Source organism: Morganella morganii (assembly GCF_041099235.1).
Taxonomy (GTDB): domain Bacteria; phylum Pseudomonadota; class Gammaproteobacteria; order Enterobacterales; family Enterobacteriaceae; genus Morganella; species Morganella morganii_E.
In genome coordinates this window covers 1-519 of sequence record NZ_JBFZSO010000032.1, presented here as the reverse complement: position 1 = coordinate 519, position 519 = coordinate 1, and the positions used below count along the sequence as shown (strand labels likewise).

At 58.4% G+C, this 519-nt stretch carries 1 protein-coding gene; it reads right to left on the bottom strand.

What is annotated here, in order from left to right; translation table 11 throughout:
- Window positions 1–188 precede the first annotated feature (188 nt).
- On the bottom strand, window positions 189–519 hold a 331-nt coding region (locus AB7038_RS18125; RefSeq protein ID WP_369453753.1), incomplete at its 5' end, for a PhoH family protein.

Below are 519 nucleotides of genomic sequence, written 5' to 3'. Positions count from 1 at the left end.
GGCTTCGCCTTACCCGACCTACAGAATGGCGTTCCGGCCAGGACCGGTAGCCCGGCCAAGCGCAGCGCCGCCGGGAAACCCGCAGGCCGCACCACCAACGAGTAGCCAGTCCAGGCGCAGCGCCGCCGGGGAAATGTTGCAAAAACAACAAAGCCCGGGACATCCGGGCTTTGCACACTCACAAGCGTTTAGTAATAGGCTTTCAACGTTCGCTGGCAAAGCGTTGAACGCACGCAGTCATCGGTGGTAAAGCGCACGATGCCAATCATGTCGTCTTCTTCAAAACGCGACAGCGCGTCACTCAGTCCTGATTTTACGCCTGAGGGCAAATCACACTGGGTAATATCACCGTTGACGATCACCGTGACGTTCTCCCCGAGGCGGGTCAAAAACATCTTCATTTGCGCCGCGGTCACGTTCTGGGCCTCGTCCAGAATCACCACCGCGTTTTCAAAGGTGCGTCCGCGCATATAGGCGAACGGCGCGATTTCTACCTTGCCGATTTCCGGACGCAGGCAG